This window comes from Methylobacterium tarhaniae (assembly GCF_001043955.1).
Lineage (GTDB): Bacteria > Pseudomonadota > Alphaproteobacteria > Rhizobiales > Beijerinckiaceae > Methylobacterium > Methylobacterium tarhaniae.
The window spans coordinates 75,709-84,962 of sequence record NZ_LABZ01000013.1 but is presented as its reverse complement, the minus strand read 5'-3'; the positions used below and the strand labels follow the sequence as shown (position 1 = coordinate 84,962).

Genomic DNA, 9,254 nt, shown 5'->3' with positions numbered 1-9,254 from the left:
GCCAGACCTGCCAAGCACGCCTCATTCCCTCCTCGCGAACACACCCTGGCGCGGGGTGGAGCAGCCCGGTAGCTCGTCAGGCTCATAACCTGAAGGTCACAGGTTCAAATCCTGTCCCCGCAACCACATACATCGAACAACCCCGCGAGGCTTCGAGCCTCGCGGGGTTGTTGGCGTTCGGGGCCTCGCACACCCTGCCTCCCCTGCCTGAGAGCCGATACGAGGCAGTGCCGAGCAGGGCGAGCGGGCAAAGGACCGCGAAGCTCTCGTGATCAAGGCAAGGCGCTGTAAATCCGGCGGTCGTGCAGGGACAGAACGTGCTCTTACCTGGGGAGATCTCGCCTCGCGCCTGAAAGGGCGACGGTGTCGAGCCGGAGCACCGCCCAAAAACCCGCAGCGAGACCCTGGTCAGCCAAGCCCCATAACCGTCCACAGAAACGGGGCAATCCCATTCCGAGACTTCCGCCAGCGCCTCCAGTTGGCCGGAAAACCGACCAAGGCGGCACTCACGGCGACTGCCCGCGAACTGCTTGTCACGCTGAACGCCATGCTCGCCAGCGGTACCGATTACCCTAGCCGCCGCGATCTGATTACAGTTGCCGGGGAACCCGGGGCGGTTCACCCCTCTTCCTGACCCGCCTTTGCCGCCGTTCCGAGCCAGGCCCTGAACGCCTCCAGGGGCGGGTGGCTGGCCCGCTGCGAGGGCCAGGCGAGATAATAGCGTCCCGCGTTCTCGATCCGGGCCGGCAACGCCGCCACAAGGTCGCCGCGCGCCAGTTCGGGCTGGATCAGGAATTCCGGCAGCAGGGCGACCCCGAGCCCCGAGATCGCGACCTGCGCTACGGTCGCGAACTGGTCGAACAGCATCCCCCGGACGCCTTCCGGATTGACGCCCTGAGCGGTGAACCAGCGCTCCCAGGCATCGGGGCGCGAGACGAGGTGGAGCAGGGGGGCCCGCAACAGGTCGCTCGCCTGCGCGAAGGCGTAGCGCTCCGCCAGGTCGCGGCTGCAGGCGGGAACCACGGTTTCGCTCATCAGCGGCTCGAACTCCGCCCCCGGCCAGTCCGGCGATCCGAAATGGATGGCGGCGTCGACCTGCTCGAACCGGAAGTCGAAGGGCGCCAGGCGCGTCGTCAGGTTGACGGTGATGCCGGGATGCTCGGCGAAGAAGGCCGGCAGCCGCGGGGCCAGCCAGCGGGTGCCGAAGGTCGGCAGGATCGCCAGGTTCAGGGTGCCGCCCTTCGGATTGGCGCGAAAGCCCAGGGTCGCCGTGGAGATCCGCCGCAGGGCCTCGCGCACCTCCTGCGCGTAGGTCTCGCCCGCCAGCGTCAGGCGCACGGTCTGCCGGTCGCGCAGGAAGAGGTCCGATCCCAGCATCTCCTCGAGCGCCCGGATCTGCCGGCTGACCGCGCTCTGGGTCAGGCTCAATTCGCGTGCGGCCAGCGTGAAGCTCTGGTGCCGGGAGGCGGCCTCGAAGGCGCAGAGCAATGACATCGAGGGGAGGAAGCGCCGCGTGAAGGCCATGCGAGAGACCGTGTCCGAACCGGATGCTCCGACGAGAGCAAATTCCCGGAAGTCATCACTCTATTCGCGAGCGCGGCACGGGCAACCGCGTCAGGACCGGACACAAGGGCAGCTCTGGAGCGAATTGCCCGGCGCGTCCGGCGGGTACGCCCCTTCGCCGGCGGCAGGTCCATGAAGGTTCGGAATGACCTCAGGAAAGAACCTCGTTCGCCCCTGACAGCCTGTTTGAGGGCCTCTGCTGGCCGTCCCCCCTCTGTCTCGTGTGAGAACAACATGGGCTCCGCCTGGCCGGGCGGGTGGGAGCAGATGTAGGCGGACCGACATCGGACGCGCCACGAGACGCGTCTGACGAATGTCGTTGCCCGGACGGGCTTGGACGAGATGGGCCCGGTTTCAGGTACGGGCGGACCCGCCCCCGCAACCCGAGAGCGACGCCGGCCGGCCGGATTGTCGCGGTGATCGCCTGGCATCTGCGGGTGGGCGGCGCCTGGCGGGTTCTGCCGGATAGCCTTGGGCACTGGCGCACGGCGGTCTACGGCTGGTTCCGGTGCTGGACCAAGAAGGAATGTTCGCGATCGGTTGCGGGCCCTGGCGCGCCGGTAACGGCAGCGTTGCGGTCGCCATCCGCAGCCGCGGTTGGCGATCATCGACACCAAGAGCTTCAAGTGTATCGGGGTGCGCGGACCGCGTGGCTACGACGGTGCCGAGAAACTGGTCGGGCGCAAGCGCGTGGTGATGGTCGACGCCGAAGGGCACATCCCGGTGCTCTCGGCCGTGCCCGGTGACGTGCAGGATTGCGATACGTCGCCGGCGCTGGATGCTGGCAAGGAGGAATGGCCGAGCCTTCGCCTGGCGATCCTCGACGGCGTGTTCCGGGGCAAGCGCTGCGAGGTCGTGAAGAAGGAGCTGGGTCAGAAGGGCTTCGTCGTGCTCAAACGCAGGGTGGTCGAGCGCACCTCGGGCTGGATCAGCCATTGGGGCAGTCTGCGGCGCGAGCGGGCCAGCCGCCTCGACGTGGCAACCGCCCGCCTCTGCGTCATCGCCTGCCTGATGGCCCTCATTGCACTCACCAGCCAGAATGAAGAGTGAGCCCTCAAACAGGCTCTGAGATGCGGGCGATCGGAGACCTCCTTCGAGTTCAGTCGATCTTCGATCGATCAACGCCTCAGAATGAGGCGCAGGATCGGAGTTGCCGCCCAATCTCGAGTTCTTAAGTGAAGAACTCGCGAGTACAAGCTCTAACATCTCAGGATATGGTCGCGACTGGAATTGATTTACTGAATCAATCAGGAATTATATTGATAGTATACTAGATTAAAGCTCGCAGATTTGATACCATCCATGTCATTTTGGGCTCCGCTGCGCGGCCCTGAAATGACATGATGGGTTTTAAACGGTCGATCAGCTCGAGCAGCCTCAGGGTAAACCCCGGGTCGCGGCACGCACGGGCCGAAACGTGCGCGCTGCCCGGTCGGCCCCCGTGCCGGTGACCCGAGGCCTCCGCTACATGAAGCCCTGGTAGGGCCGTCTCCGAACCGCCGACTGGACATGGTCGATCAGGGTGATGAAATCGAAGACCGGCAGGTCGGTCGCGGCCTGGACAGAATGCGCATAGGGAGGCAGGTCGCTGCATTCGAGCAGGATCGATCCGATCTCGGGGTGATCAGATATGAGCCTCTTTGCCACCTCGACGACTTCCGCCTCGATCTTCGCCGAATCGAGCGTTCCCTTCTCTTCCAGGATCGCCTGCCGGAACTCGGTCATTCCCTGCATGCCGGCGAGATGGATCGGGAGGTTTTCGGGGATGCGGCTCGCCTTGAGATGCCGGGGCGTCAAGACATCGGAATTCGCCGTGATGATCCCGATCGGTCGGCCGGTGATGGCGTGCATGAAGGGGACCTGCATCAGGCTCGACAGCAACACCGGGATGTCGACGGCGGCGGCCACGTCCTCCTGGAAGTAGGCCATGAACCCGCACGCGCCGGTGATGGCTTTGACGCCGCGGTCGCGGAGTGAGACGGCCGCCTCGATGAAGGCGTCCCGCAGGCTCGGGTCGCGCTGGTTGAGCAGGCGGTCGATCGATGCGCCGCGCACCTCCTGGTAGCGAACCGGATAGGTGTAAGTCGTCGCGTTGCCGACATTGCCGGGAACGCACGGATAGGCGGCGTCGAGGATCAGGATACCGACCGACTCGCCGTACCAGGATTGCGATCGGCGCGTGATGGAATAGGCGGTCATGATGGCGTGACTCGAGGATTGGTGTCGGGCGAGGGATCACGGATCGGCCGGCGCGCGGCCGATCCCGGGTGACGAGGCGACAGCACAGCCTGCCGCTTCGTCGGGATCGTCACTCGACAAGGCGCGCCTCGCCGACATCGGCGGCCGAAGGGTCCAGCTTGTGCTTGGCGAGGATGGTCTGGATCGTGCCGTCCTTGCCGAGGGTCGCGATGTCGGCGTCGAGCGCGGCGCCGAGGGCCGCGTTCCCCTTCGCGTAGGGGAGGGCGGCCTGGGCGGGCGTCACCGTGGCGCGCACGCGCTTGTCCGGCGCGCTGACCTCGATCTTCAGGCCGGCGAAGCCGCCTTCCGCCTGGGCGGAGGCACCGCTCGCATAGCCGTCGACGCCGACCTCGATCCGTCCCGCGGCGAGATCCGTCGAGAGCGTGGAGGAATTGGGATAGAGCTTGAGATGGGCGCCGAGCAGCTTCTGGAGGTCGGCGACCCACAGATAGCCCTGGACCGTGCCGACCGACTTGCCTTCGATCTCGGCGACGGTCTTGTAGCCGTTCTTCGAGTAGATGCCCATCCGATCGGTGTAGAGAGGCGCCGACAGGCCGACGACCTTGGCGCGCTCGGCGGTGCGGTACCAGTCACCGGTCGAGAGGTCCGCGCGGCCGGCCAGGATGTACTGGATCGCGGCGCTCGGATCGGTGGCGACGGCCTTCACCTTCAGGCATTCGAGCTTGGCGATTGCCGTCACGATGTCGCCGTCGACGCCGCCCGCCGAGCCGTCCTTCTCGATGATCGAGAACGGCGCATAGGTGGTCACGGCGACGGTCAGCACGCCTGGTTCGATCGTCTTGAAGGCGTGTGCCGGCTTGCACTCCTGAGCCTCTGCCGCGCCGGCGACCAGCCAGCCGGCAAGGACGGCCACCGTCACGGACGGGATCCGGTTCATCATCATCGTTCTCTCCCGAGTGATTTCGAAAAAAATCAGGTGCCGGTTCTACGATCGAAGCCGGCGGCAAGACGATCATCCAGGTGGACAAAGCGTTGGATCGCCAACGCAATTCTCATTGGAACTCGGTATGGACAAGACCGGACCGCGCGGGATCTACCGGGTGTGCCGATCGAGGCGGTGTTCGAGGCGGGAGACCAGCAAGGTCGCCGGGATGCAGATCGCCGCGAAGAGGAGCCCGGCGAGGATGAGGATCGGCATGTAGCGGAACGTGTTCGAGCCGACGGAATAGGCCTGGCTCATCAGTTCCGGCAGGGCGATCGCGTAACAGAGCGACGTGCTCTGGAAGATCAGGATCGAGAAGCCGAGGAGCGGCGGGACCGCGATGCGGAGCCCCTGAGGCAGGACGACGTAGCGCAGCTGATCCATCCGGCTGAAGCCGATGGCGATCGCGGCCTCGCTCTGGCCCTGCGGGACGGCCTCGAGGCCGGCGCGGATGATCTCGCTCGTATAGGCCCCGGTGCAGGCGGCGAGAGCCGCGACGGCGGCGGCGTAGGAGGACAGCGTCAGTCCGGTGGAGGCGAGGCCGAAATAGGTGAATTGCAGCAGGACCAGCGCCGGCGTTCCCCGGCCGATCTCGACGGCGATCAGCGCCGCGATGCGCAGGGGCGCCGACTTCGCCTTGACGGCGAGGGCCAGGACCAGGCCGAGGGGGATGCCGAGCGCAAGGCTCGCCGCCGTGACCTTCAGGCTGACGAGCAGACCGTCGAGGAGCGTGGGCAGCCACTCGCCCCAGAATTCCAGGATCTCGCTCATCGTGCCACCTTCGCGCGCAGGCGCAGATCGGTCCAGCGCGCCAGCGCGGCGATGGGCAGACTCAGCGCGATATAGAGAAGCGCGGCGATGACGAAGATTCCCGTGCCGGAGAAGCTTCGCTGGGCCAGCGCGTTGACCTGGAACGCGACGTCCTGGACGCCGATGAGCGACGCGACCGAGGTGTCCTTCAAGAGCCCGATGGCGAAGGTCGCCGCGCTCGGCAGCGCGATGCGGATCATCTGCGGGCCGACGATGTCCTGGAAGCGGTGGCGAGGGGACAGGCCGAGGGCGATGGCCGCCTCCGTCTGTCCGCGATGCACGCCGGACAACGCGCCGCGATAGATCTCCGCCATGTTGGCGGCCGTGATGAGCGCGAGCCCGAGCATGGCGGCCAGGAAGGAGGGAAGCTGGACGTAGCCGAAGCCGATGCCGAAGAAGATGATGAAGAGCCAGACGACGGGCGGCACCGACCGCAGGAGGAGGACGGCGCCGGTCGCGAGTGCGCGCAGGACGCGGCTCGACGACAGGCGCAGGGCGCAGAGGCCGAGGCCGAGGAGCGCGCCCAGGAGGAAGGAGGTGAGCGTCAGCGCGATCGTCCAGGGCACGCCACGCGCGAGTTGCGTCAGGGCCTCCATCGTCAGCGGTCCCTGACGGCGTGGAGGAAGCGCTGGGTCCGCTCGGTCTTCGGGTCACGCATCAGCTCCCGGCTCGGGCCTTCCTCGATGACCCGGCCGTCCGCCATGACGACCACCCGGTCGGACACGTTCTCGGCGAACCGCATCTCGTGCGTGACGACGATCATCGTCATGCCCGACTCCGCGAGCTCGCGCATGACGGCGAGGACCTCCAGCCCCAGTTCGGGGTCCAGCGCCGAGGTCGGCTCGTCGAACAGCATGATCTGCGGATCGAGCGCCAGGGCGCGGGCGATGGCGATGCGCTGCTGCTGGCCACCCGAGCAGCGGGCCGGGTACTGCCCCGCCTTGTCGGCGAGGCCGACGCGAGCGAGAAGGTGCATCGCGCGGTCCTCGGCATCCTTGCGGCTGCGGCCGGCCACCCGCTCCTGCGCGATGCTCACGTTGCGCAGGATCGTCATGTGCGGAAACAGGTTGAACGACTGGAAGACCATCCCGACCGTGCGGCGCAGCGTGTCGAGGGCAGCCCTGGAATGCTCCTTCCCGCCTTCGAACCTCTGGCCGGCGACGGTGATGCACCCGCCATCCGGCTGTTCGAGCTGGTTGACGCAGCGCAGGAGCGTCGACTTGCCCGATCCGCTCGGGCCGATGATGGCGACGACCTCGCCGCTCTTCAGCTCGAACCCGATCTCGTGCAGCGCGACATAGGCGCCGTAGCGCTTCACCAGATTCTCGATGCGCACGACCGGGGCGGAGGGCTGCGGGCGACCGGCGGCGGCGTGATCGGGGTGCGGCCCGTCCTGCCGCGGGCCGGGCTTGAGGATCGGGGTCTGGATCATGACAGCGTGGCGGCGACCGAGTGGGACAGGGATTCGCTCGGCGTCCCGGCGCTGTTGTGGACGTCGAGCGACCAGACGGTGTCCGCGGCGTCCTTCACGGCGGCGGTCACGTCGCGCGGCAGCTTGGCGTCGCCGATGCGGTGGACCGTCGCGCCCGCCGCCTGCAACTCCGCCGCGAGCGGGATGTGGCTGACGGCGCCGAGCAGCGGGACCACGGCGTCGACGCCCTCGATCACCGGGCGGGCTTCGTCGAAGACGCCGCTCAGGACGGCGCGACCGTCCCGGACCGAGACGAGCTTGGAGCGATCGACGATCTCGACGCCGGCGCGGCCGAGTGCGCGCAGCAGCGTGTAGGCGGTCGTGACGCCTTCGCCCTCGCCGGGATGCATGGCGGAGGTAACGAGCGTCACACGCCGCCATCCCGCCGCCAGCCGCTCGGCGGTGAGCATCGCGGAGAGCCGGCCGATCTCGTCCTGGACGAGGACGTGGCCGCCCGACGCGGGGACGTCGTAGGGGCCGAAGACGGGCGTGCCGGCGAGGTCGGCGCTGCCCTGCACGATCGGCGTCGAGCCGGTCGCCAGCATGACGACGGAGGGGCGGTGCCGCATGATCTCGGCGACGTCCGCCGTCGTCTCGAGCGCGACGTCGATGCCGAGCCGCTCGAGCTCGTCCTCCCACCAGCGCACGGCCTTGAGAAATTCCTGCCGCGACGGCGTCTGCGACCAGCGCTCCATCTGCCCGCCGACGCGGTCGCGCGCCTCGATCAGCCTCGTCGAGAAGCCGCGCAGGGCGAGCCGTCGCGCCGCCTCCAGGCCCGCCGGGCCGGCGCCGATCAAGAGGGCCGAGCGCGCGGCGCCGATCGGCCGGTCGATGGTCGAGAGCGGCCGCCCGAGCTCGGGATTGACCATGCAGGTCAGGGTCTTGTGGTCGAGGAGCGCGTTGATGCAGACATTGGCGCCGATGCAGGGGCGCACCGTCTTCGGCGCATCCGCCATGCTCTTGGGCAGCAGGCGCGGATCGGCGATGTTCGCCCGCACCATTCCGACGAGATCGGCATCGCCGGCCGCCAGGATCTCCTCGGCCATCGCCAGGCTCGTGACGCGCCCGACCGTCGCGACGGGTACGTCCACCGCGTCTCGGACCGCGCGCGATAAATGCCGGAAGGCGGCGAAGGGAGCGGGGTCGGGGGCCAATGGTCGACACGGGCGAGCTTGCGCGTGTTGCTGCCGGCCGTCACGCTGACGTAATCGATCAGCCCCGTCGCGACGAGCCGTTTGGCGATGGCGGCGGCCTCGCCGCCGTCGATCCCGTCCTCGATCATCTCGTCGCCCGAGAGGCGCACGCCGATGATCGCCGACTCGCCCATCGCGTCGCGCACCGCCGCGACCACGTTGCGGGGAAAGAGCGTCCGCCCCTCGAGGTCGCCGCCGAACGCGTCGGTCCGGCGGTTCATCGCGGGCGAGAGAAAGCTGGCGAGCAGCATGCCGTGCGCCATCGTGACCTCGATGCCGTCGAGATCGCCCTCGCGGCAGCGCCGTGCCGCCGCGCGGTAAAGCTCCGTGATCGTCGCGAGCTCCTCGGCGGTCGCCTCGCGCGACATCCGCCAGGTCAGCTCGGAGCGTTCCCAGGACGAGGAGATGATCGTGTCGCCCGACGTCTCCATCGCCCCGACATGGGCCAGCTGGGCGAGCATCAGGCCGCCCTCGTCGTGCACGGCGCGCGCGAGCGTCCGGTATCCGGGAATGATGCGGTCGTCGACGTTGACGAGCGTCAGCCCGTCCGCCCAGACCTCCGACCAGACGACCGGCGTGGCGCCGGTGATCTGCATTCCCATGCCGGATCTGGCGCGCTGGCGGTGGTAGTCGACGTAGCGTTCGCCCGGCAGTCCGCCTTCGGCCAGACCCGGCTGATGGGCGGGCAGGTAGATGCGGGACCTGAGATTCTTTCCCCGCAAGGAGATCGGAGATGTTGCGTACGGGAACGACGGAGAAGACGCTTCCGGCATTCGATTTTCTCCCGTGGGGTTGCCCGTTCCGGGCCGAACCGACCTTGGAAGGATCGTGATCGATCTGGTCGAATTGAAAAGAGAAATTACGTCATGAACTCATGATGCGCCGGAATGATCCAGGCTGCGTCAGTGACCTGTGCGCATGACATAAGACAATTTTTATCGTTTCTCAATAAATAATTATAAAATTTCTAATTAGTTCAGTATATAAGAGTTATTTCTGATCAAAATAGGTTGAATATACGTTCTTGAGTGCGTCG

8 protein-coding genes, 1 tRNA gene and 1 pseudogene are annotated in these 9,254 nt (G+C 67.2%); 2 read left to right on the top strand and 8 right to left on the bottom strand.

Annotated features, from left to right (window positions below; genetic code table 11):
• The first annotated feature begins 49 nt into the window (after nt 1-49).
• Nucleotides 50-126: transfer RNA gene (locus VQ03_RS02405), tRNA-Met, on the top strand.
• Between the two features lie 492 nt (nt 127-618).
• Here VQ03_RS02405 and VQ03_RS02400 read toward each other — a convergent pair.
• Complete coding sequence (locus VQ03_RS02400; protein WP_048449253.1) at nt 619-1,524, bottom strand: LysR family transcriptional regulator; 906 nt, start codon at nt 1,522-1,524, stop codon at nt 619-621.
• A gap of 636 nt (nt 1,525-2,160) precedes the next feature.
• On the opposite strand from VQ03_RS02400, the gene VQ03_RS02395 reads away from it, so the two are divergent.
• A complete protein-coding gene (locus tag VQ03_RS02395) occupies nt 2,161-2,613 on the top strand; it encodes a hypothetical protein (protein WP_048449252.1) in 453 nt (150 codons plus the stop codon).
• A gap of 414 nt (nt 2,614-3,027) precedes the next feature.
• Here the strand turns inward: VQ03_RS02395 and VQ03_RS02390 are convergent, their stop codons facing one another.
• The 7 genes and pseudogenes from VQ03_RS02390 to VQ03_RS34435 form a co-directional block, all read right to left on the bottom strand.
• Nucleotides 3,028-3,762: an aspartate/glutamate racemase family protein gene (locus tag VQ03_RS02390; protein ID WP_048449251.1), complete on the bottom strand. Its 735-nt coding sequence runs from the start codon at nt 3,760-3,762 to the stop codon at nt 3,028-3,030.
• A gap of 109 nt (nt 3,763-3,871) precedes the next feature.
• Entirely contained in the window at nt 3,872-4,705 is an 834-nt protein-coding gene (locus VQ03_RS02385; protein WP_208605468.1) for a substrate-binding periplasmic protein, read from the bottom strand.
• A gap of 150 nt (nt 4,706-4,855) precedes the next feature.
• Nucleotides 4,856-5,515 carry an amino acid ABC transporter permease gene (locus VQ03_RS02380; RefSeq protein WP_048449250.1) on the bottom strand — a complete coding sequence of 220 codons (660 nt, stop codon included), beginning with the start codon at nt 5,513-5,515 and terminating at the stop codon, nt 4,856-4,858.
• Nucleotides 5,512-6,150: an amino acid ABC transporter permease gene (locus VQ03_RS02375; RefSeq protein WP_048449249.1), complete on the bottom strand. Its 639-nt coding sequence runs from the start codon at nt 6,148-6,150 to the stop codon at nt 5,512-5,514. Before VQ03_RS02375 ends, VQ03_RS02380 begins: the two co-directional genes overlap by 4 nt.
• Before the next feature lie 2 nt (nt 6,151-6,152).
• Entirely contained in the window at nt 6,153-6,986 is an 834-nt protein-coding gene (locus VQ03_RS02370) for an amino acid ABC transporter ATP-binding protein (RefSeq protein WP_083467724.1), read from the bottom strand.
• Nucleotides 6,983-8,116, bottom strand: a complete 1,134-nt coding sequence (locus tag VQ03_RS02365) for an NAD(P)-binding protein (RefSeq protein ID WP_167376049.1) — start codon at nt 8,114-8,116, stop codon at nt 6,983-6,985. Before VQ03_RS02365 ends, VQ03_RS02370 begins: the two co-directional genes overlap by 4 nt.
• Nucleotides 8,117-8,268: 152 nt before the next feature.
• A pseudogene (locus tag VQ03_RS34435) lies at nt 8,269-8,991 on the bottom strand (oxidoreductase); the annotation flags it as partial.
• Nucleotides 8,992-9,254 lie beyond the last annotated feature (263 nt).

What these genes read in the sequence shown, in the direction of transcription:
- VQ03_RS02400 (WP_048449253.1), bottom strand. Translation starts at nt 1,524, where the DNA reads ATGGCCTTCACGCGGCGCTTCCTCCCCTCGATGTCATTGCTCTGCGCC.
- VQ03_RS02390 (WP_048449251.1), bottom strand. Translation starts at nt 3,762, where the DNA reads ATGACCGCCTATTCCATCACGCGCCGATCGCAATCCTGGTACGGCGAG.
- VQ03_RS02385 (WP_208605468.1), bottom strand. Translation starts at nt 4,705, where the DNA reads ATGATGATGAACCGGATCCCGTCCGTGACGGTGGCCGTCCTTGCCGGC.
- VQ03_RS02380 (WP_048449250.1), bottom strand. Translation starts at nt 5,515, where the DNA reads ATGAGCGAGATCCTGGAATTCTGGGGCGAGTGGCTGCCCACGCTCCTC.
- VQ03_RS02375 (WP_048449249.1), bottom strand. Translation starts at nt 6,150, where the DNA reads ATGGAGGCCCTGACGCAACTCGCGCGTGGCGTGCCCTGGACGATCGCG.
- VQ03_RS02370 (WP_083467724.1), bottom strand. Translation starts at nt 6,986, where the DNA reads ATGATCCAGACCCCGATCCTCAAGCCCGGCCCGCGGCAGGACGGGCCG.